This is a genomic window from Paenarthrobacter sp. YAF11_1, assembly GCF_052113445.1.
Classification (GTDB): domain Bacteria; phylum Actinomycetota; class Actinomycetes; order Actinomycetales; family Micrococcaceae; genus Arthrobacter.
Genome location: NZ_JBFRDF010000019.1, coordinates 1 through 19,933 on the forward strand (window position 1 = coordinate 1; position 19,933 = coordinate 19,933).

At 63.3% G+C, this 19,933-nt stretch carries 20 protein-coding genes and 1 tRNA gene; 10 read left to right on the plus strand and 11 right to left on the minus strand.

Features of this window, described 5'->3' with window-relative positions; translation table 11 throughout:
- The 5 genes from AB4Y77_RS21375 to AB4Y77_RS21395 all read right to left on the minus strand — a co-directional run.
- The coding region (locus AB4Y77_RS21375; protein WP_442015274.1) for a hypothetical protein at positions 1-185 on the minus strand (185 nt) is incomplete at its 3' end.
- Positions 186-374: 189 nt separating this feature from the next.
- Complete coding sequence (locus tag AB4Y77_RS21380; RefSeq protein WP_442015275.1) at positions 375-722, minus strand: hypothetical protein; 348 nt, start codon at positions 720-722, stop codon at positions 375-377.
- Positions 723-920: 198 nt separating this feature from the next.
- Complete coding sequence (locus tag AB4Y77_RS21385; RefSeq protein WP_442015276.1) at positions 921-1,475, minus strand: hypothetical protein; 555 nt, start codon at positions 1,473-1,475, stop codon at positions 921-923.
- Positions 1,476-1,537: 62 nt separating this feature from the next.
- Positions 1,538-3,556 (minus strand): alpha/beta hydrolase, encoded by a 2,019-nt coding sequence (locus AB4Y77_RS21390; RefSeq protein ID WP_442015277.1) that lies wholly within the window; start codon positions 3,554-3,556, stop codon positions 1,538-1,540.
- A gap of 126 nt (positions 3,557-3,682) precedes the next feature.
- Positions 3,683-3,755, minus strand: a tRNA-Lys gene (locus AB4Y77_RS21395).
- A gap of 238 nt (positions 3,756-3,993) precedes the next feature.
- Between AB4Y77_RS21395 and AB4Y77_RS21400 the strand changes: the two genes are divergently transcribed.
- On the plus strand, positions 3,994-4,653 hold the full coding sequence (locus AB4Y77_RS21400; RefSeq protein ID WP_442015278.1) for a hypothetical protein: 660 nt from the start codon (positions 3,994-3,996) through the stop codon (positions 4,651-4,653).
- Positions 4,654-4,888: 235 nt separating this feature from the next.
- On the opposite strand, the gene AB4Y77_RS21405 is transcribed toward AB4Y77_RS21400, so the two are convergent.
- Positions 4,889-5,617, minus strand: coding sequence for a hypothetical protein (locus tag AB4Y77_RS21405; RefSeq protein WP_442015279.1), 729 nt, complete (start codon positions 5,615-5,617; stop codon positions 4,889-4,891).
- Between the two features lie 213 nt (positions 5,618-5,830).
- On the opposite strand from AB4Y77_RS21405, the gene AB4Y77_RS21410 reads away from it, so the two are divergent.
- Together AB4Y77_RS21410 and AB4Y77_RS21415 are read left to right on the plus strand one after the other, a co-directional pair.
- The gene (locus AB4Y77_RS21410) at positions 5,831-6,448 is read left to right on the plus strand and encodes a DUF47 domain-containing protein (protein ID WP_089593243.1); all 618 of its coding nucleotides are present in this window, start codon (positions 5,831-5,833) and stop codon (positions 6,446-6,448) included.
- A 1-nt stretch (position 6,449) separates the two neighbouring features.
- A complete protein-coding gene (locus AB4Y77_RS21415; protein ID WP_311211737.1) occupies positions 6,450-7,466 on the plus strand; it encodes an inorganic phosphate transporter in 1,017 nt (338 codons plus the stop codon).
- 173 nt (positions 7,467-7,639) lie between these two features.
- On the opposite strand, the gene pstB is transcribed toward AB4Y77_RS21415, so the two are convergent.
- The 4 genes from pstB to pstS all read right to left on the minus strand — a co-directional run bounded on the left by pstB (position 7,640) and on the right by pstS (position 11,787).
- A complete protein-coding gene (pstB, locus tag AB4Y77_RS21420) occupies positions 7,640-8,419 on the minus strand; it encodes a phosphate ABC transporter ATP-binding protein PstB (protein ID WP_011772968.1) in 780 nt (259 codons plus the stop codon).
- Between the two features lie 71 nt (positions 8,420-8,490).
- Positions 8,491-9,594 (minus strand): phosphate ABC transporter permease PstA, encoded by a 1,104-nt coding sequence (pstA, locus tag AB4Y77_RS21425; protein WP_442015280.1) that lies wholly within the window; start codon positions 9,592-9,594, stop codon positions 8,491-8,493.
- Complete coding sequence (gene pstC, locus AB4Y77_RS21430; protein WP_442015281.1) at positions 9,595-10,527, minus strand: phosphate ABC transporter permease subunit PstC; 933 nt, start codon at positions 10,525-10,527, stop codon at positions 9,595-9,597.
- A 138-nt stretch (positions 10,528-10,665) separates the two neighbouring features.
- Positions 10,666-11,787, minus strand: coding sequence for a phosphate ABC transporter substrate-binding protein PstS (pstS, locus tag AB4Y77_RS21435; RefSeq protein WP_311211739.1), 1,122 nt, complete (start codon positions 11,785-11,787; stop codon positions 10,666-10,668).
- 247 nt (positions 11,788-12,034) lie between these two features.
- Here pstS and AB4Y77_RS21440 point away from each other — a divergent pair, with 247 nt between their 5' ends.
- The 5 genes from AB4Y77_RS21440 (at position 12,035) to disA (ending at position 17,339) form a co-directional block, all read left to right on the plus strand.
- Positions 12,035-13,162, plus strand: coding sequence for an FUSC family protein (locus AB4Y77_RS21440; RefSeq protein WP_311211740.1), 1,128 nt, complete (start codon positions 12,035-12,037; stop codon positions 13,160-13,162).
- Between the two features lie 39 nt (positions 13,163-13,201).
- Complete coding sequence (locus tag AB4Y77_RS21445; RefSeq protein WP_442015282.1) at positions 13,202-13,900, plus strand: phosphatase PAP2 family protein; 699 nt, start codon at positions 13,202-13,204, stop codon at positions 13,898-13,900.
- Positions 13,901-13,932: 32 nt separating this feature from the next.
- Positions 13,933-15,306, plus strand: a complete 1,374-nt coding sequence (gene radA, locus AB4Y77_RS21450; protein ID WP_442015283.1) for a DNA repair protein RadA — start codon at positions 13,933-13,935, stop codon at positions 15,304-15,306.
- Between the two features lie 54 nt (positions 15,307-15,360).
- Positions 15,361-15,984, plus strand: coding sequence for a Pr6Pr family membrane protein (locus tag AB4Y77_RS21455; RefSeq protein ID WP_442015284.1), 624 nt, complete (start codon positions 15,361-15,363; stop codon positions 15,982-15,984).
- 278 nt (positions 15,985-16,262) lie between these two features.
- Positions 16,263-17,339 carry a DNA integrity scanning diadenylate cyclase DisA gene (disA, locus tag AB4Y77_RS21460; RefSeq protein WP_024819020.1) on the plus strand — a complete coding sequence of 359 codons (1,077 nt, stop codon included), beginning with the start codon at positions 16,263-16,265 and terminating at the stop codon, positions 17,337-17,339.
- A gap of 37 nt (positions 17,340-17,376) precedes the next feature.
- Here disA and AB4Y77_RS21465 read toward each other — a convergent pair whose 3' ends face one another.
- A complete protein-coding gene (locus AB4Y77_RS21465; RefSeq protein WP_442015285.1) occupies positions 17,377-18,099 on the minus strand; it encodes a hypothetical protein in 723 nt (240 codons plus the stop codon).
- 115 nt (positions 18,100-18,214) lie between these two features.
- On the opposite strand from AB4Y77_RS21465, the gene AB4Y77_RS21470 reads away from it, so the two are divergent.
- Both AB4Y77_RS21470 and AB4Y77_RS21475 read left to right on the plus strand, forming a co-directional pair.
- The gene (locus tag AB4Y77_RS21470; RefSeq protein ID WP_442015286.1) at positions 18,215-19,165 is read left to right on the plus strand and encodes an A/G-specific adenine glycosylase; all 951 of its coding nucleotides are present in this window, start codon (positions 18,215-18,217) and stop codon (positions 19,163-19,165) included.
- A gap of 113 nt (positions 19,166-19,278) precedes the next feature.
- Positions 19,279-19,761 carry a hypothetical protein gene (locus AB4Y77_RS21475; RefSeq protein ID WP_442015287.1) on the plus strand — a complete coding sequence of 161 codons (483 nt, stop codon included), beginning with the start codon at positions 19,279-19,281 and terminating at the stop codon, positions 19,759-19,761.
- Positions 19,762-19,933: the final 172 nt, after the last annotated feature.

The following is a 19,933-nucleotide window of genomic DNA, read 5'->3' on the forward strand; positions in this document are numbered from 1 at the left end:
ACGCCGTCTTGCCCGTCGGAGGTTCTGCAATCCATGTTACGAGTGCCCTTATCGACCCATTTTTGGGGTCCGATGGCTTGTTGGGTTTCGGTTTTGAAGGCGTGGAGATCCGCGAGGGCTTGTTTGAGCTCTTCAACCTGGGCTTTGACAGTGTCGGGATCGCTGGAACTGTTTGAGCCGGTCATAGGGTTCTCCRTGGTGGGTGTGCAGGCGCTCAGCGCAAGGGCGGCGCAGAACAGTCCGGCGAGTATGCGGCTTGTCTTTATCCGGGACTTGGATTCATAGGACATGCGGCTCACTCTTCCGGAAACTGTTCCACAGCCCACAAGCCAGCACGAGGCGACATAGGCGGCTCCTTTGGCGCATCAGACAGCCTAATTAGCAGACGGAGAGGAGCCGGGGCTAGAAGGGGTCCCGTAAATTTCGGGATACAGCTCCTTGTAGATTTCGTGCTGGTCTCCGGCGACGCAGACAGTGTCCATTTCCAGGCCGGAGCCTTTGACATTCGCGGTGAAGGATATGAGGTTTCCGCCGTTCTGATTGGCGTAGAGGCGGATGAGACCAGGGTCCAACGGGTTGGTTTCGACGCGGGTGGTAAAGCCCTTCGATTCCCAGAACGCTCTGACCACGCTTACTGATGCTTCCAGGTCCACGGGGTCAGGCGTTTGGGTCAGGATGCTGTAGTTCACGCCGTCTTGCCCGTCGGAGGTTCTGCAATCCATGTTACGAGTGCCCTTATCGACCCATTTTTGGGGGTGCAACGGCCGCGCAGACTAACGCGGCGAGTATGCGGCTGGTCTTTATGCGGGCCTTGGGTTCATGGGGCATATGGTTCACTCTTCCGGAAACTGTTCCACAGCCCACAAGTCAGCACGAGGCAGGAAAAGGACACCCCCAGAAGCCAGCACCCCGTGTCAGCTCTACTTGGTACTCGGCGTGGGACTGGCACTCGCTTCCTGCCTGTCCAATTCCTTGTAAATTTCATGCTGATTCCCAGCGACGCAGGCGCTGTTCATCTCGAGGCTGAAGCCATTGGTGGTAGCCGTGAAGGATACGAGATGTCCGCCGTTCTTATTGGCATAGAGACGGATGTTTGCTGGGTCCTTTGGGTTTGATTCAACGCGGGTGGTGAAGCCTTTGGATTCCCAAAACGTCTTGACAACGTTGACCGACGATTCCATGTCGAGGGTTTCAAGCGTCTGACTCATGACGCTGTAGTTCACGCCCTCTTCTCCCTTAGGGGTGCTGCAGTCCATGTTTCGAAGGCTCTTATCCGCCCATGTCTGGGGCCCGACAGCGTTTTCAGTTTCGGTTTTGAAGGCGCGGAGATCCGAGAGAGCTTGCTTGAGTTCTTCGACCTGGGCATTGACAGTTGCAGGGTCACTGGAGCTACTTGAGCCGATCATGGGGTTCTCCGTGGTCGTGGGCGTGCAGGCGCTCAGCGCAAAGAGCATAACCAGCAAGCTGGCAAGCATACAGCGGGTCCTGCGAGGGGCCTTGGATTCATAGGACATGAGGATCACTCTTTCGGACTTGTTCATCGGCCAGCAAATCCGGCCGGTTGCGTGACAGGCCGCGCGCCCGGCAGGATGCGGTCTCCATTGCCGGTTGTTGTCAGGGCAGCTTCATACAGGGCCGTGGTGTCCTGATCGAGGTATCCGTAGCCGTCGCCGTCTTTTCTGTGAACCAGCGTGTTGTGTTCCGTGGCGCCTTGATAGTGGGTCCCGTCAATAGTGGCCTCTTCTGAGGAGAACACTTTCGCTCCGAAAGACTCGACACGAGGATCCTGGCGCAGGAAGCGGCCCATTTGGGCCAATCCGTCAYCACTGGCTTGGCTGGTGTAAACCTGACCGGCAGGAACATGGAGCTCGCTGGCGGTCCGAATCTCCTTTTCCACCCCGGCGGAGCCGAGCATCGTGAAGGAAGCGACGTTCAGTTCCGCGGCGGCAAGGGCGTTGGACGTCACGGTGGTGCCGTAGGAGTGGCCCAAGATGTTTAAGGTCTCCGGCGTCCTGTTGCCCAAGCTCTCCCTGACGGCGTTGAAGCCCTGGAGATCAGCGACGAAGCGGGTGGCACCGGCCCGGGCTGCATCGCCACTGTTCACGGTCGGAACAACGGGCGGTTCGTAGTTGATCCACGCCACCACGGCGAAAGATTCACCAACGTTGTCCTGGCTTTGCCGCAGTTGGAGGTTCGCGGCGTTCTTTGCCCAGTCGTTGAATCCGCTTTGAGGGGTAATGAGCATGCCGGACACAGCGTAGGTAACGTTGTCAGCCGTATCGGGATTACCCGCAGAGACCTGTGCCTTCGGTGAGCCGGGAGTCAGATCGAAACCCAGCAGGACAGCGTTGATTCCGCCCGCGTTCCTCAGTGCGTCGGTGATGCCATCCAGCGCTTTCTGCTGCGTTTGCAGCCGTGTCCAAGCCGGGTTGGTCATGGACATGCCTTGGCTGGCGGGCAGTAGTTGAGGCGTCCTGGCCAGTTCAGCGTTGATGCGGTCCTGCTCGGTGAAGAGGCGCTTGCGGTTGGCGAGGTTCCGGGCGGTCGCGGTGATTCCGTTCAGATTCCCGATGACTCCGGGGATGGCCTCGATCAGGAGCAACTGAGCCTCGCCGGGTTCAATTGCCCCGTCGACGATCGTGTGGCCGAGACCGCCCCACCACTCGGCTATCACCACGGGGTCCTGCCCTGGCTGTTCAAGCAGCCCCTGAAGTCGGTCCTTGTTGGCAGGTACGGCGAGCCAGGCTTTCAGTTGTGCGGCGTTCAGTGCCCCGATATCGTTCAAACCGACTTGCCCCGGTGGTGCGTACATTATGAGAGCGCTATTGAGCATGGTGTCGGCCATGGGCCCGCTGCCGGCTGCTTCGAATGCCGCGGCGATCTGCTCAAGCCACGTCGCGTCGGCGGCGTTCTCAGTCAGCAGTTCCTCGAACCCCGACACAAACGTGACACTGCCGCTATTCACCCACGAACACGCTGAGGTGAAACCGCTCCACGCGTTCCGGATTCTCCCCAGCTCCGCGTCCATGATGTTGGTGTAGGCGCGGGTTTGGGACACAAATTCGCGCAGCTTTCCAGGATCGGCGGAGCTGATAGCGCCCCCCGCTCCGCCGGCGAACCGGTCCCGGGCCCCCGCCGAAAACACCGCTGAAATCGTCGGAGCAGCCACCGGCCATTCCGCGGGCATCGGATCGCTCGCCACACCCTGGAAAGTTTGAAAGTGTTGTTCACGGAAATCGGCGCGTTGCTGCCAGGCAGCAAGTTCCTTCAGCCGGGACTTCTCTTCCCGTGCCTTGACCTTTGCTTGCGTGACGTCCTCCGCCAACGCCGCGAGGACACCGGCAAGCCGGCCACGGTCATCGGCCCGGACGGCCAAAGCGCTGGCGAACAAGGTCGCATAGCCGCCCTTGAAGTCCTCCATCGCATAACCTGTGGCGACACCCAGGAAGCTACCTTCGGAGCGCAGGGCCTGATCCGCGGAATCAGCAGCGCTGATCAAAGCGTCGGCGGCGCCGTCGTCGAACGCAATCTCCACCGCCGTATCAAAGATCCCCACGCCGAGCCTCCTCACGTGAATAGTTAATCCATCGAATAGCATAACTGACGGAACCAGAGTGTGGGACGTGACCGGGAAAATAAAAAACAGGCCGGAGACTCAAGGTCTCCGGCCTGTCTTGGAGGGTGGGCCCTGTGGGGATCGAACCCACGACCCACGGATTAAAAGTCCGATGCTCTACCAACTGAGCTAAAGGCCCCTCCAGCTGTAGAAACAGCCATGAATACTGTACCCCAACGTCACGGCAGACGAGGAACTCAAGGTGACGTACGCCGTCGTCACCTTCTTTGGGTCAACGCTCGACGGCGGCGCGCGGCAGCCGCGGCGTGTCGGGCCCTGGGCGGGGGCAAAGTGGGTGGTGAAGGCACAGCGCCGGCAAGGGCGCAGCCCGGCAACCGTTACTCGACCCCACCAGAGCACAGGAGTACGGTGAACTCATGAGCGAACAGCCAGGACCACGCGCGTACGGCGGAGCAAACAGGCACCACAAGCCCAAGCCTTTTGCTCCGATCGATTTTGAACCGTTCGCCGGCGGGGCAGACCCCGCGCGGGTTTCCGAGGCTGCCCACCTTGCTGCGCAGGCCTTGGTGAGGCGGGGCCGCGACAGCGACGACCCCAAAGTCACCCACCGCCTGGTGAAACTGGCCGACGAACAGGGCCTGGAAGCCATCGCCGAGATGTGGGCCGAAAGCCCCGCCCGCAGCCTTCCCGGCGCACTGTGGCGGCTCTACGCCCTCCGCGCCGCCACCATCCAGAACCCCGAGAAGATCTCCGTCTACTTCCGGGCCGGCCGCGATACCGCGCAGGTTTCCAACGTGGTGGCCGGCGCCGCGGAGCCGCCCGGAGCCGATGAAATGAAAACCATGGCTGACGCCATTTTGTCCGGCGCATTCGACGGCGAGTTCGACGTCGCGCTGGAACGTTCCGCCGCTTTCTGCCGCGTAGTAGCACTCGGCCAAGCCACCCTCGCCGACGGCGCAGAGCACAGCAATGAAGGCCACGCGAGCAAGCTGACCCGCAACTCGCACCAGCTGATGAAGACCGCCGAGGACCTTGAGCACGCCGCCAACGCGTGGCGCCTGGGCGAGCTGGACTAGCCGGAAAACAGGGCGAAACGTACCCACGCCGGCGCCGGACTGTCAATGTTGACTTAGACCGCCGGACGGTGAAAACTAAAACTGGTGTCGAACCGCGAAACCCCCGGGCTTCAACTTATAGCCGCTTCGAGCGGCCTACCGCCGAGAGGCGTATCCGGTTCGGCACCATTTTTATGCCCGAACGCAGTTTGCCCGGACCGGCGATAAATCCAGCCCAGGCAAACACGGGTCGGAGCTACTTCAGCGTGACCGTGGTGTCCGCTGTTTCCTTCTTGTCGTGATCGAGATCGCCGGCAGCGTCCTGGGGCGTCAAGGTCGCCTTGATCTCCGTTTCCTTACCGGCTGTGTAGGCGAAGTTCTCCGCAATGTTGAACGACTCCCCCGGCTTTAGCACGAACGGGGCCTTTTCCTTGAGCTTGGTCCCGCTGCTGGAAAGCCCATGCTTCTTGTAGCCGTCACTGCTGGAGTCCGACGGCATGCCGCCGAGGTATTTCCAGTCCGTGTACTTGGCCGAAGGGGTGACCARGGAGTGGCTCAGGGGAATGTCTGCCGACGAGGTGTTGGTGACCACGTAGTTCAGGTAAACCACAGGCGCACCCTTCTTCAGCAGGTTCTCCTTGGTTTCCTTGTCCACGAACATGCTGTCCTTGGACGCCACATCCGTGGCCACCTGGTAGATGTCCACGCTGAAGCTATCGCCCTTGAGGTTCCCGAGCTTGTCCCCTGCATCTGAGATAGGAAGCGCCCAGGCCGCCGCGGTGTAAGCACCGGACGAGGTCCCGGCTCCTTGGGAAGTGGCAGCGGACGGCGACGCCGACGTCGACGTCGACGTCGACGCCGAAGCGGACGCAGAAGGAGACGAGGACGACGACGATTCGGAACCACCCGTCGTTGAGCCCGCCGTGGTGGTGCCGCAGGCACTGAGCGCGAGCATTCCAGCTGCCGCGAGGCTGGTGATTTTCACAACATTATTGAGTCGCATAATTCCCCCATTGAGTGGATTAATCCGGAGCTTGCCCAGTCTTTCACAGTGCCGGAGGCGCTGCGATGGGGACATCTCCCCGCCTCGTCCCGTGTACTGAGCGGACGCCCCCAACGGACCGGTAAAGTTGGGACCGAAATGGGCTGCGTCAAGTCAAGCCGCCCGAGCCCATCAGTCCCCAGCCCGGAAAGCGATATGAAGCTGCGCCTTTTCCCCCAGGAACCTGCCGGGCTCGTCCTCCTCGCGCAGATGGCCAGTGTGATCGTGGCCGGCACCGGGACGCTCTCCGAAATTCTTGGAGCCCCCGCCAGCGAGCACGAGCGCCTCGCCGAAGAACTGCACGAGCACGAGTCCAAATCCTTGGACCTGCACTTCGCCCTGCTGACCCACATGCGCACCAGCTTTGTGAACCCGCTCCCCCGCGAGGACATGTACACCCTGTCCCGCCACCTCACCGAGGCCATGGAGAAACTCGACGCCGCCGGTGACCTGGTGGCCATCTACAAACTGGACCGGCTCCCCAAACGGGCAGCAGACCAACTGGAGATCATCAGCCGGCAGGCCGAGCTCACTGTTGATGCCATGCGGAAACTCGAGGACCTGGACGAGCTTGAGGACTACTGGATCGAGATCCTCCGGCTGGCCAAACGCGCAGAGCGGACCCACCGGATCTGGGTGGCCGAGATGCTCAAGGACATGAAGTCCACGCAATACGCGCGGCACCGGGACATCGCCAACCAGTTGGTGGAAGTTACCAAGGACATGCGGAAGGTCGCCACCCAGGTAGGCAGCATCATCGTCAAGGAATCATGACGTGACCATCGCCATCCTGGTCCTGGTAGTTGGCCTGGCTTCCGGGTTCGCATTCCTGAACGGCTTCCGCGACGTCTCCAACGCCGTCGCGCTGTCCACGCGGACCCGCGCACTCACTCCCTCAATTGCGGTGCTCCTGGCCGCCATCTTCAACTTTGTGGGTGCCATGCTCAGCGGCACTTTCATCCTTGCCTTCACCCAGTCCTGGATCACACTGCCGAGCGGCACCAGCGGCCTGACCATCCTCGCCTCGGCCCTCACGGCAGCCATCCTGTGGGGTGTGTACGCGTGGTGGCGCGGCATCCCGCTGTCCTCCACCAACTCACTGGTGGGCGGCCTGATTGGTGCAGGTGCAGCAAGCGTACTGGTGGGCGGCAACGCGGTAGGCGGCATGGACAACGTCCTACTGACCCAAGTGGCGCTGCCGTTGGTCTTGTCGCCTGTCATCGCGTTCGTGGCGGCGTACCTGTTGGTGTGGCCGGTGACGTGGGCCGCCCGCTACACGCAGCCAAACGTGGTCAACCGGCGGTTCCGCCGGGCGCAGGCCATCTCCGCCGCCGCCGTGGCGTTCGGCCACGGGCTCCAGGACGGCCAGCGCACAGCGGCGGTCATTCTGCTGGCCATGGTGGCTGCGGGATTGTCCGGCGGCAACGATGTGCCGCTCTGGATCCTGTTGGTCACAGCCATCATGCTGACCGCGGGGACCATGTTCGGCGGCTGGCGGATCTCCCACACTCTTGGCCACAAGCTGATCAGGGTGGATCCGCTGCGAGGCTTCGTATCGCAAACACTGACCTCCGTGATGCTGTTCATCGGCGCTATCGCCTTCCATCTGCCGCTCTCAACCACCCATACGCTGACGGCGTCCGTGCTGGGTGCGGGAGTCAACCAACGGTTCCACACCGTCAACAGGCGCTTGGTCCGGCGGATCCTGTTGTTCTGGGTTGCCACGCCCCTGATCACAGCCGCAGCCGCCTTCATCCTTGAGCTGGCGTTCTCGCCCCTCGCGGACCTCTAACCTTCACGCACGCACCCAACTAAGGGACAGCAAACGTCGCAATGAGCGCCCATTGCGACGTTTGCTGTCCCCCAGTTGGGTAAGAAAAAACGACGGCGACCGTACCCCCAAGGCGACGGTCGCCGTCGTTCTGTGCCGACTCCCCCCAAAGAAGCCGGAACCTGCAAGAACCCTTATCCGAAGCGGCCGGAGACGTAGTCTTCCGTTGCCTTCTGGCCGGGGTTGTTGAAGATGCTGGTGGTGTCAGCGAACTCGATCAGCTTGCCCGGCTTGCCGGTGCCTGCGATGTTGAAGAACGCGGTCTTGTCGGACACACGCGCCGCCTGCTGCATGTTGTGGGTCACGATCACCACGGTGTACTGGTCCTTGAGCTCGTTGATGAGGTCCTCAACGGCCAGGGTGGAGATGGGGTCCAGTGCGGAGCAGGGCTCATCCATGAGGATCACCTGGGGCTCGACGGCGATGGCGCGGGCAATGCACAGACGCTGCTGCTGGCCGCCGGAAAGGCCGGAGCCTGGCTTGTCCAAGCGGTCCTTGACCTCGTTCCACAGGTTGGCGCCCACCAGGGACTTCTCCACGAGTGCATCTGCTGCACCCTTGGAGATCTTCTTGTTGTTCAGCTTCACGCCCGCCAGCACGTTGTCGCGGATGGACATGGTGGGGAACGGGTTAGGACGCTGGAAGACCATGCCCACCTGGGTGCGGACGGTCACGGGGTCCACGCCAGGGCCGTAGAGGTTGTCGCCGTCCAGGAGGACTTCACCTTCGACGCGCGCGCCGGGGAGGACCTCGTGCATGCGGTTCAGCGTCCGCAGGAAGGTGGACTTGCCGCAGCCGGACGGGCCGATGAAGGCCGTCACGGACTTGGCCTGGATGTTGATGTTGACGTCCTCGACGGCCAGGAAGTTGCCGTAGTAGACATTCAGGTCTTTGACGTCGATGCGCTTAGACATGGTGTTCCTTTGTTCCTTGGGGGTTTGGAAGTGTGAAGGGTGGGCCGCATGAAGACGGGCGGCCGGCCCGGCTAGCGTCCCGTTTTGGGCGCAAACAGACGGGCGATGAGGCGGGCTCCGAGGTTCAGGAGCATCACCAGGATGATCAGCACCAGCGCGGCGCCCCAAGCACGCTGGTCAGAGGGACCAGGGTTGGACGGCGACGTCGGGTTGAGGATCTGCGTGTAAATGAACGTGGGCAGCGAGGCCATCCAGCCACCGAACACGTTGTTGTTGATGGTGGTGGCGAAACCGGCAGTCACCAGGATCGGTGCGGTTTCGCCGATGACGCGCGCGATCGCCAAGGTGACACCGGACGCGATGCCGGAGATCGCCGTCGGGATGACCACCTTGGTGATGGTGCGCCACTTACGGACGCCCAGCGCGTAGGACGCCTCGCGGAGCTCGTTCGGGACGATCTTGAGCATTTCCTCGCTGGAGCGAACCACAACAGGGATCATCAGGACTGAAAGCGCGACGGCGGCTACCGCACCGGTCTTGGTGCCGGGGCCAACGATGGCGAAGAAGAACGCTGCCGCGAAGAGGCCGGCCACGATCGACGGGATGCCGGTCATGACATCCACGAAGAACGTGATGGCGCGGGCCAGCGGACGGTCGTTGCCGTATTCCACCAGGTAGATCGAGGTGAGGAGGCCCACGGGGACGGAGATGACTGTGGCAAGGAGCGTGATCTGGATGGTGCCCAGCAGTGCGTGGTAGATGCCGCCGAGGACCGGGGCGCCTTCCTCTACTGCCTTGTTGTCGAACGCGCCGGTAACGCCATTCATGGACGTGCCCAGGAAGCCGGGAGTGATGAGGCCGGGGATGCCGTTGACCAGCACGGTAAAGATCACCGAAATCAAGGGCAGGAGTGCAACCAGGAACGAGCCGACCACCAGGCACGTGGCGAGCTTGTCCTTGGCTTTGCGGGCACCTTCAACAGCGCCGCTCCAGGAGACCAGGCCCACGGCGAACAGGATGGCGGAGACGATGCCCCACCCGAAGGCGTTGAAGCCGATGAGCGCCATGATGGCCGCGCCCACAATGAGCGCGACGGCCAGGACAATGTAGGGCGCGAACTTGGGCAGCTGGCCCTTGGTGAGCGCTGAGCGCTTGCGGACTACTGTGGCGGTCATTTAGTTGGCTCCCGAGAATTCTTTGTGCCGGGTGATGATCCAGCGGGCGATCATGTTCACGCCCAGGGTGATGACGAACAGCACCAAGCCGGCGGCGATCAGCGTATTGACCTTGAGGCCGCTGGCTTCGGGGAAGTTCAGGGCAATTTCCGCTGCGATGGTCTGGTTGCCGGACTGGATGAGGCTGGCTGTCAGGACACCGGAGGAGAGCACCAGGGCAACGGCCATGGTCTCGCCGAGTGCCCGGCCGAGCCCCAGCATGATGGCGCTGATAATGCCGGGGCGGCCGAAGGGCAGCACAGCCATCTTGATCATTTCCCAGCGGGTGGCTCCCAGTGCAAGCGCTGCTTCCTCGTGCAGCTTGGGGGTCTGCAGGAAGATTTCGCGGGACAGGGAGGTAATGATGGGCAGGACCATGACGGAGAGGACAATGCCGGCGGTCAGGATGGTCTTGCCGGTGGCCGATGCCGGTCCTTCGAAGATGGGGATCCAGCCGAGGTAGGTGGCCAGCCAGTCGTAGGCAGGCGAGATTTCCTTGGCCAGGAAAGAGGCACCCCAGGCGCCGTAAACAACGGAGGGGATGGCTGCGAGCAGGTCCACCACGTAGCCCAGGCCAGCGGCGAGCCGGCGGGGGGCGTAGTGCGAGATGAACAGTGCCACACCGATGGCCACGGGGGTGGCGATGACGAGTGCGATGACTGCGGCGATGAGGGTGCCCACCACGATCGGGGCAATGTAGGCGAAGAAGCCGTTGCCGCCCTGGATGTCTTCAGCGGGGGCGGTGAGCGCGGGGATTGCCTGCACCACAAGGAACAACGCGACTCCGAAGAGAACCGCAAGAATCAGGCACCCTGCGGCCATGGCGGCCCCGGAGAAAACCTTGTCCCCGGCGCGTCCTGCGCCTTGGGAGGTTGTCAGGGAGTTGGTGGTCACTTCACGTTCCTTCAGTCTGGAGTGAACTGGTCTTACATGGCTAAGTTCCCTGTCCCGCGCCGGTGCCGCGGCGGCCACCGGAGAGCGGGACAGGGAACTTCAGTGTTCAGCCGGGTTCAGGAAACCCGCGGGGAAACCCTAGGACTTGGCCTTGATGGTTTCGATAGCGGCCGTGGCCTTGTCCTGCAGCGTCTTGGAGAGCGGCGCGGACTTTGCGGCATCGGCTGCGGTCTTCTGTCCTTCGTCGGAAACGACGTAGCTTTCGAAGGCCTTGACCAGGTCAGCAACTTCCTTGGTCTCGTAGGTGGTGCAGACTACGTGGTACGAGACGAGGACTACGGGGTAGGCGCCCGATGCGGTGGTCTTGCGGTCCAGCTTGATGGCGACATCGTTGGCGGCGCGGCCGTCAACGGGCTTGCCGGCTTCGACGGCCTTGGCAGCAGCTTCGGCGGAGATCTTGACGAACTCCTCGCCCACCTTGATGGAGGCGGTGCCCAGCTTGCCGGAGACAGCAGAGTCGTCAGCGTAGGTCACCGCGCCGGGGGTGTCGGTGACGGTCTTGACGACGCCGGAGGTGCCCTTGGCGTTTTCGCCGGCCAGGGTTGCGGGCCAGATGCCGGCAGCCTTGTCCGTCCAGACCTCGGGAGCAGCTGCTGCGAGGTAGTCGGTGAAGTTGGTGGTGGTGCCGGAGTCGTCAGAGCGGTTCACCGGGGTGACCTTGAGGTCCGGCAGGGTGACGCCTTCGTTGAGGGCGGTGATGGCGGGATCGTTCCAGTTGGCGATTTCGCCGCGGAAGATCTTGGCGACCGTCGCGGCGTCGAGCTTCAATTCCTTGACGTCCGGAATGTTGAAGGCAACAGCGATCGGGGAGATGTACACCGGGATGTTGATGGCGCCGTCGGGGCCGCACTTGGCCTTGGAGCTCTCGAGCTCCTCGTCCTTCAGGTAGGCGTCCGAGCCGGCGAACTGTGCCGAGCCGTCGATGATGGCCTTGCGGCCTGCGCCGGAACCGTCCGGGGAGTACTGGACCGTGGCACCGGAGTTGGCGGTAGAGAAACCGGCCTTCCAAGCGTCCATGGCTGCCCCGGTGGAGGAGGCGCCGATGCCGGTCAGGGTGCCGGTCACCTTGGTGCCGGATGCTGAAGTCTGGGTGCCGCCAGTGGTGCCCGTTGCGTTGTCTGAACCGCAAGCAGTGAGCGCGAGAGCGCCGGCTGCGATGACCGCAATTGCCGCGTTGCGGCCGAAGTGAGTTGCCTTCACTTGGATGTGCCCCTTCCAGGGATTCTTCGATGCTGGCCGAACGGAGATTTCGGCGTGCGCGAGCTGAGGACCTTTTGTTCCTTTACTGAAGGTAAGGAGCGCAGGTAACGGGACCTGCGGTGAAAGGTGAACAGAAGGTGAACGACGGCGGACCATTGGGTAATGTGGCGCGCGCCACCTTGAGCGGCACCCGGCTTGCGGTTTGTGCCTTCGTCGGAACCCGAGCCGGGCAAATAGACTGGACGACATGGCTGCCGCGAAAGGATTTTCTGCAAGCAAGAGGTTCCTGCGCGCCAGAGTCCGGACAGGTTTGGTCCGCAGCCGGAATTCGTTGACGCCGGCCATCCAGATGACCGTGTGCGCCGTGGGTGCCTACGCTTTTGCTGAGTATGTGCTGGGCCACCAGGGCCCGCTGTTTGCCGCGACGTCTTCTTTGATTGCCCTCGGATTTTCCCGTGATCCTCGTCTTCGCCGGGTGATTGAGGTGGGCCTCGGCTGCACCCTGGGCATCGTGGTTGGCGACCTGCTGCTCCACTGGCTGGGGGCCGGGATCTGGCAGGCCGCCATCGTCCTGCTTTTTTCCATCCTGCTGGCCCGGTTCCTGGACAGCGGAACCATTTTCACCACCCAACTGGGCCTGCAGTCCTTGCTGGTGGTGCTGCTCCCGGCGCCGGCCGGGGGGCCCTTTACGCGCAGCCTCGACGCCGTGATCGGTGGCGTGTTTGCGCTGCTGGTGACCATCCTGGTGCCGAAGGATCCGCGCCGGGAGCCCAGGAAAGACGTCCAGAAAATCCTGCATGAACTCGCTGAGGTGCTGCGCGAATGCGGCAAGGCCCTGATCGAAAGCGACTCCACCATCGCCTGGCACGCCCTGATCCGCGGCCGCAACTGCCAGCCTTTGGTGGACCGGATGCGGCAGACGCTGCGCGCTTCGGGCGAGGTGGCAACCCTGGCACCCGCGCACCGGAGGCACCGCGACGAACTGGCCGGTCTGGAGCACTCCCTGGAGTACATCGACCTCGCGCTGCGTAACAGCCGCGTGTTTGCGCGGCGGCTCACCAGCGCCATCAACCATGCCGCACTGTCCGATGAAGCGATCGACAGTATCTCCGAAGTCCTGCAGGAAACCGCGGCGGCAATCGACGAGATGACCATCGGTTTGTCGGAGCAGAGCGAAGGAACACGACGGGTTCACCTGCGCCGTGCCCGAAACGAACTCTCCGACATCGCCGCCCGCCTGCACCCCAAGATGCTGGACGTCCAGCGACTTGAAGGCGAAACCGTGGTCATGCTGTTCCGGCCCCTCATGGTGGACCTGCTGGAAGCCAGCGGGATGGAACCGGATGAGGCCCGCGCGGTGCTTCCGGCGCTGTAGCCTCAGAGAAGTCCCAGACCCGTTTGGCAGAATGAACCGATGACCCCTGCCCTTTCCACGCGCTTCCGGGCTGCACCGACGCTCAAGCTTCGGCAGCGGCCCCTGTTCCTGTGGGCAGGCATCTTGCTGGTGGCCGGGGACGCCATCTTCTGGCTCATGTTCGCCGCCGTGTTGTCCCAGACCGGGCTGGCAACCATGGACGGCACGGTCCACAGCTTCATGGTGGATTCGCGCAACCCCTTGCTCACCGCCCTCCTTACGGCAGTAACCACCGTGACCTCACCTGTGTGGATAGCCATTATTGGTGTGGCGGTGTCCGCGGCATGGACGGTATGGAAGAAGGAACTCTGGCGACCGGCCGTCCTCTTAGGTGCCATGGCGTTTGCCGTCATCCTGTCCGCGGTGGTGAGACAGGATGTGGGGCGATCAGGCCCGCCGTCGTCCGATGTCCTCCTGGGCCCTGACGACGCACTTTCCTTTCCCTCCGGCCACACGCTCGGCGCCGGGATCTTCGCGCTTGTCCTCACCTACCTGATCGTCTCGCGTTCGGGCACGCGAACGACGGCGGTGCTCGCCTTCACTGGCGCCGCCTTGCTGACGCTGGTGGTTGCCTGCAGCCGGATCTACCTTGGGTACCACTGGCTCACGGACGTAGTTGCCTCTCTTGGGCTTGCGCTTGGCGTGACGGGCATTGCGGTGTTTGTGGACGCAGCGCGGCACGGCGGACGGCGCGGCTAATACTGTCAGTCCCCGCCACTACGCTTGAACCCATGGCTTCCAAGACGTCCCGCGCATCCAAAACACCCGCTTACAAGTGTGCCGAATGCGGCTGGACCGCCATCAAGTGGGTGGGCCGCTGCGGCGAGTGCCAGGCGTGGGGAACCGTTGAGGAGTACGGCGCCACGGTAGCGCGTACGACGGCGGCCGCTACAGTTTTGGAGCCGGCCCGCCGTATCGCTGAGGTGGACGGCACCACCGCGGCATTCCTGCCCACGGGAGTGGACGAATTGGACCGCGTCCTCGGAGGAGGGCTCGTCCCGGGTGCCGTCATCCTGCTCGCGGGGGAACCCGGCGTCGGGAAGTCCACGCTGCTGCTGGACGTCGCGGCGAAGTTCGCGCGCACCGGCCAGGACGTCCTCTACATCACCGGCGAAGAGTCTGCGGCGCAGGTCAAGCTCCGCGCGGAGCGGATCGACGCGGTAGCGCACACCCTTTATCTTTCTGCGGAAACCGATCTTGGCCAGTCACTGGGACAGGTGGAGAAGCTTGAACCCAAGCTGCTGATCGTGGACTCGGTACAAACGCTGAGCAGTGCCGACGTGGAGGGCAGCGCAGGCGGAGTCTCGCAGGTGCGTGAAGTTGCTGCGTCGATCATTGCCGCGGCCAAGCGGCGCAACATGACCACGTTGTTGGTAGGCCACGTGACCAAGGAAGGCACCATCGCCGGGCCGCGGCTGCTGGAACACCTGGTGGACGTCGTGTGCCAGTTTGAAGGCGAACGCCATTCCCGCCTGCGCCTGCTCCGGGCAGTGAAGAACCGCTATGGCGCCACGGACGACGTCGGCTGCTTTGACCTGAACGAGGCCGGTATCGAGGGACTGGCTGATCCCAGCGGGCTGTTCGTTTCGCGGACCCGTGAGCCCGTTTCAGGCACCTGCATCACGGTGACCATGGAGGGTCGCCGCCCGCTGCTGGCAGAGGTTCAATCCCTTCTGGCCGAGAGCGCCAACTCGCAGCCGCGCCGGGCTACCAGCGGGCTGGAAAGCTCCAGGGTGGCCATGCTGTTGGCAGTCCTTCAGCAACGTGCCGGCTGCATGCTGCACAAGGACGACTCCTATGTGGCAACAGTGGGCGGTGTGAAGCTCACGGAACCAGCAACGGACCTCGCTGTTGCCCTGGCTGTAGCGTCGGCCAAGGCCCGGAAGGCTCTCCCCCAGCGCCTGATTGCCTTTGGCGAGGTGGGCCTGGCTGGTGAAGTCCGCCCTGTTCCCGGCATCAACCAGCGCATCCAGGAAGCACACCGGCTCGGGTTCACGCACGCTATTGTTCCGGCCAGTCCTGCAGGTGCCGGCGTTATTCCGGACGGCTTCTCGGTGCGGGAGGTTGGCCATCTTGCCGAGGCACTGGAATTGCTGATCACGTAGCTGTTCCGGGGTGTCGGGGCCGTTCGAGGCATACGGTCGGCAAGGATGGGAAGCATGACCAAACGGAATGTGCTTATCGGGGGACGCTTTTTCTTTGGACTTTTGACGTTGGTGGCGGTGGGAACCCAGCTGACGGTCCATCTGGGCATGGGGTATGACCTCTGGAACTTCTTCAGCTATTTCACTAATTTGTCCAACATCTTCGCCGCACTGGTGCTGCTGATCAGCGGATACCGGGTACTGATCCGGAAGCGGCCTACAGAAGCTGACGATGTCACGCGCGGCACTGCCACCATCGCCATGGCCGTGGTGGGCCTGGTTTTTGGTGCTTTGCTGGCCGGCGAGGACCTCGGTTCGCTGTTGCCGTGGGTCAACTTTGTGGTCCACTACCTGATCCCTGTGGTGATGGTGGCTGACTGGCTCTTCCAACCGCCGCGGGCAACGCTGCAGCTCAAGCACGTTTGGTACTGGCTGCTCTACCCCGTTGGCTACCTGGTCTACAGCCTGGTCCGTGGCGCCTTCGTGAACTGGTATCCCTACTGGTTCATTGACCCGGCCCGCGCCGGCGGTTGGGGCGGCGTGGTGGTGTTTGCCCTCGCCATTTCCGTTGGCTTCCTGGTGGTGAGCCTGGCGATGCTGTGGCTGGGGAACAAGCTGAAGCGGCAAGTGGATTACTAGCTCATGGCATGCGGTTAACTACACCGACTTGCCATACTGGCCCACGTCCAAGGCGCAAACTTCCCAAAGTGCACCTGTAGGACAGGTCGTGAAAGACACCTGCCGAGGCCCTTCGAACATCACGAAATGACCCACTTTGGGGCTTGCTGGTGCGGTTAACGGTCCCCGGAAGCCCTATCATTGTGCTTGTCGTCATTGGGGCATTTTTTGTGAGTGCCCACTGACGCCGGATTCAGCTTGTCTGTGAGCCGAGGCTTGCACCTTCGAAGGGAAACCCTATGGCCCGGAGCCCGGAAGAGTCGCTTAAGGCGACCCTGGCCAGAGTCGCACCCGGAACCCCGTTGCGCGATGGCCTGGAACGCATCCTCCGCGGACGGACCGGCGCCCTGATTGTGTTGGGCTACGACCGCACCATCGACTCCATCTGCTCCGGCGGATTCGACATCGGCATCGACTTCTCCCCCACGCGCCTGCGTGAGCTGGCCAAAATGGACGGCGCCATCATCTGTGACAAGGACGCCAGCAACATCGTCCGCGCCGCAGTCCAACTGGTTCCTGACTCGAGCATCGAAACCCAGGAATCGGGCACCAGGCACCGCACCGCTGAGCGTGTAGCCATCCAGACCGGCGTTCCCGTGATCTCCGTCAGCCAGTCCATGCAGATCATCGCGCTCTACGTGAACGGGCTGCGCCACGTGCTGGAGGGCTCCGAAAAGGTCCTCGCCCGCGCCAACCAGGCCCTGGCAACGTTGGAACGGTACAGCGCCAGGCTGGACCAGGTCACCAGTTCCCTCTCCGCCCTGGAGATCGAAGCCCTGGTCACCGTCAGGGACGTCGCGGTCACCCTGCAGCGCCAGGAAATGGTCCGTCGCATCTCCGAGGAAATCGCCCAGTACGTTCTGGAACTTGGCGAAGACGGTCGTCTGCTGTCCCTTCAGGTGGAGGAACTGACCATGGGCCGCGGTCCAGGCAGCGACGTCATCATCCGCGACTACTCGGACCCCGACGCCACGCCTGAGGAGATCGAGGAAGCCGTCCAGGCACTCCTCAACCTGGGCCCCACCGAACTGATCGATCTCAGCCGCATCGCGCACATCATCGGTTTCGCCGGTGGGGTTGAGCAGTTGGACGCAGTGGTCCAGCCGCGCGGATACCGCCTGTTGTCCGGTTTGAAGTCAGTGCCCAAGGCCGTGGCCGACCGCCTGGTGGACTACTTCGGCGGGCTTCAGAACCTGATGGCCGCCACCATCGATGACCTTATGACCGTGGACGGCATCGGCGATCAGCGCGCCCGCACAGTGCGCGAGGGCTTGAGCCGCATGGCCGAGGCCAGCCTGCTGGACCGGTTCCTCTAAGCCGGCTGCCGCCGTCGAACGCTGGTACGGCCGCGTGCTAGTTCAGCTGGAAGACAGCCTTGGGGCTGGCCTTGTTTCCCAGCCGCGCCTCGAACGTGTAGTACGCGCCGCCACCGCCGGGCTTGGCGTTGATCGCTGCGCAGCCCTCCAGTGTCCGGTTGCGCTGCCACGGGAAGTTCGCCGTTTCGCTCTTGCCGGGCTGGATGGTTTTAATGAGGTCCTCGCCGCCGGTCTGGCAGTCCTTGGACGAGAAGATACGGTCCGCGCCGCTCATCACCAGGTATTCCATTTGGGATGTTCCCACGTTGACCTCGCACGGGGCGGTGCCGCCGTTGGTGATGGTCATGGTGAGCAGCGGCTTCTCTTCCCCACCATAAGCGGGCTTGTCGGTCTTGGCCGCGACGGTCATGAGGTTGAAGTCGCACACAGGCGTCGGCGAAGCAGACGGCGACGGTGTCCCTGACGGCGCGCTTCCCTGCGTCGGCGCCTGTGACGCTTGCGGGGTGCTGGCGGCCTGTGGCTCATTCTTTCCGGCGAGCGCGCCGGTGAGGGCCACCCCGCCTCCCACCAGAAGGGCGATCACCAGCAGCAGGGCGCCAAAAACAACCTGACGACGACGGCGGTACACGGCAGGGCTTGGTCGCCGCCTCTTCGTCGGGGTACCGCGGCCTGTTGTCCCGCTCCGGGATGAGCCACGGGCAGCACCCTTCGCCGGCGCTGAAGAGCGCGCGGTCGACTGCTGCTTACCGTTGGTGGCCATGGTTCTAGGCTAGGCTCGTGGCCCTCGGGGCACCTAACCTACACGCCGCAGGGACCTAATCCGGGACTGTGTGACGTCGGCCATGGGCTGGGATTCCACTACAGTGGAGGGCAGTATGACTCTTCCCGACGCCCACCAACTCACCGCGCTCCACAGTGCCCTGGACCTCTGGTTTGCCGACGCCGCCCGGGACCTTCCGTGGCGCGAGCCGGACTGCAGTGCATGGGGAATCCTGGTCAGCGAAGTCATGCTCCAGCAGACTCCAGTGGTTCGGGTGCTGCCCGTGTGGCGGGACTGGATGGACCGCTGGCCCACGCCGGGCCACCTTGCCGCGGAGCCGTCGGGCGAGGCCGTCCGTCATTGGGGCCGCCTCGGATATCCACGCCGTGCCTTGCGACTGCACTCGGCCGCCGTCGCCATCCGCGAGCAGCATGCCGGCAACGTTCCTGACACGTATGCCGAGCTTCTGGGTTTGCCGGGCGTGGGGAGTTACACAGCTGCCGCCGTCGCCGCCTTCGCTTTTGGACGGCGCGAAACCGTAGTGGACACCAACATCAGAAGGGTTCATGCCCGGCTCATCTCCGGAAACGCCCTGCCCGCTCCGGCGTTGACGGCCGGAGAAATGCGCCTGGCCGAGGCCCTCCTTCCCGTCGAACAGGAACTTTCCGTTCGCTGGAACGCCTCCGTCATGGAACTCGGAGCCATGGTGTGCACGGCCCGCAGCCCCAAGTGCGCCGACTGTCCTGTCCGCTCAAGCTGCGCCTGGCTCGCCGCGGGTGAGCCGCCGCCGTCGTACACGCCCAAGGGCCAGTCCTGGCACGGCACCGACCGGCAGGTCCGCGGCGCCGTGATGGCCGTCCTCCGCGAGGCCGCAACCCCCGTTCCGCGCCAGATGTTCGAGCAAGCACCGGCGGACCTCGGATTCGCGCCGTCGGGCATTGGAATCCCCCTCGCTGCTCTGCACCGGCTCAACTCGGCGCCGGAGCAACTCGAGCGCGCCCTGGATGGCCTGTTGGTGGACGGACTGGCAGAAATGCACGACGGCGGGTTGCGGCTTCCGGCCTAGCGCTCGGCTGGGCCGGTATCGGTTCGGCAACGGGAACGGGTGAGCAGTAACAATGCAGGTGCCTCTTTGGGATGCACTGGAGACGCCGACCCCACGCGGTCCTACCCTGAAGCATGGGCAAAATCGGAGTGGCATTGACCCTTGCCGGAACCGCAGCATTACTCCCGGGCTGCTATCCCGAAGCCGTAGCCTGCCCGGCCATTGGGCACATTCCAGGCGTCTCCCTGAGTGTTGCAGCGAGCTACGCAGACCAGGTGGGCGCGCTGCGGCTCAAGGCCTGCCAGGACGGCACCTGCACCGAAAAGGACCTGGACCTGCACCCGGGCGCTGTGGCCGTGGACCAAGGCTGCACGCCGGATGGCGTGTGCTCGGCGACGTCTTCCCCTGACGGGACGCTGGTGGGTTTCCTTGAGCTCCCGGCCCTCAGCGAAGGACCTCTGGAAGCGACGGTCAGCGGAACGTCTCCCGCTGGCACAGCCCTGCCCAACCGCATGCTGACCTTTACGCCCAAAGGCGATTTCCCGTACGGCGAGCAATGCGGAAGGGTCATTTCCGCCGCGGTGATCTTGGATGCTGACGGGCTGAAGCAAGGCTAGCGGCGGCTGAGTAGTCCCCCTGTCGCTCCATCCGGGCTCTCCGACGCCCTGAGTTGCCCACCACACATAAATCCCGATTCCACATCGTGAAAATCTAGTTCCGATATTAAACACAACAGGCCTCAGGAATTAGCAATTCGGAAACACGGCCCTCATAGCGTCTTGTGTGATC

Excerpts from the sequence above, each read along its gene's own strand:
- AB4Y77_RS21380 (WP_442015275.1), bottom strand. The coding sequence starts at position 722 with ATGGATTGCAGAACCTCCGACGGGCAAGACGGCGTGAACTACAGCATC.
- AB4Y77_RS21385 (WP_442015276.1), bottom strand. The coding sequence starts at position 1,475 with ATGCTTGCCAGCTTGCTGGTTATGCTCTTTGCGCTGAGCGCCTGCACG.
- AB4Y77_RS21400 (WP_442015278.1), top strand. The coding sequence starts at position 3,994 with ATGAGCGAACAGCCAGGACCACGCGCGTACGGCGGAGCAAACAGGCAC.
- AB4Y77_RS21410 (WP_089593243.1), top strand. The coding sequence starts at position 5,831 with ATGAAGCTGCGCCTTTTCCCCCAGGAACCTGCCGGGCTCGTCCTCCTC.
- pstB (WP_011772968.1), bottom strand. The coding sequence starts at position 8,419 with ATGTCTAAGCGCATCGACGTCAAAGACCTGAATGTCTACTACGGCAAC.
- pstA (WP_442015280.1), bottom strand. The coding sequence starts at position 9,594 with ATGACCGCCACAGTAGTCCGCAAGCGCTCAGCGCTCACCAAGGGCCAG.
- AB4Y77_RS21440 (WP_311211740.1), top strand. The coding sequence starts at position 12,035 with ATGGCTGCCGCGAAAGGATTTTCTGCAAGCAAGAGGTTCCTGCGCGCC.
- AB4Y77_RS21445 (WP_442015282.1), top strand. The coding sequence starts at position 13,202 with ATGACCCCTGCCCTTTCCACGCGCTTCCGGGCTGCACCGACGCTCAAG.
- radA (WP_442015283.1), top strand. The coding sequence starts at position 13,933 with ATGGCTTCCAAGACGTCCCGCGCATCCAAAACACCCGCTTACAAGTGT.
- AB4Y77_RS21455 (WP_442015284.1), top strand. The coding sequence starts at position 15,361 with ATGACCAAACGGAATGTGCTTATCGGGGGACGCTTTTTCTTTGGACTT.
- disA (WP_024819020.1), top strand. The coding sequence starts at position 16,263 with ATGGCCCGGAGCCCGGAAGAGTCGCTTAAGGCGACCCTGGCCAGAGTC.
- AB4Y77_RS21465 (WP_442015285.1), bottom strand. The coding sequence starts at position 18,099 with ATGGCCACCAACGGTAAGCAGCAGTCGACCGCGCGCTCTTCAGCGCCG.
- AB4Y77_RS21470 (WP_442015286.1), top strand. The coding sequence starts at position 18,215 with ATGACTCTTCCCGACGCCCACCAACTCACCGCGCTCCACAGTGCCCTG.
- AB4Y77_RS21475 (WP_442015287.1), top strand. The coding sequence starts at position 19,279 with ATGGGCAAAATCGGAGTGGCATTGACCCTTGCCGGAACCGCAGCATTA.